Below are 311 nucleotides of genomic sequence, written 5' to 3'. Positions count from 1 at the left end.
ATCCCCGGCCGTTCCAGGTGCAACTGACCCAGGCGCAGGGGCAGTTGGCGAAAGATCAGGCCACGCTGGCCAACGCCCGACGCGATCTGGCGCGCTACCAGCAATTGGTGAAAACCAATCTGGTTTCCCGTCAAGAGCTGGATACGCAGGCCTCGCTGGTGCAGCAAACCGAAGGCGCCATCAAAGCCGATCAGGGCGCGGTCGACAGCGCCAAACTGCAGATCACCTACAGCCGCATCACTGCGCCAATCGACGGCCGCGTCGGGTTGAAACTGGTCGACGTCGGCAACTACGTCACCAGCGGCAGCACC

Annotated in this window: 1 pseudogene; it reads left to right on the top strand. The window is 63.0% G+C overall.

Annotated features, from left to right (window positions below):
• Positions 1-311, top strand: a pseudogene (locus KQX66_RS39220) (hypothetical protein); the annotation flags it as partial.

This window comes from Paenibacillus oleatilyticus (genome assembly GCF_018998565.1).
GTDB classification, from domain to species: domain Bacteria; phylum Bacillota; class Bacilli; order Paenibacillales; family NBRC-103111; genus Paenibacillus_G; species Paenibacillus_G oleatilyticus.
The sequence above is the reverse complement of the archived record's forward strand: the minus strand, read 5'-3'. Positions and strand labels throughout refer to the sequence as shown.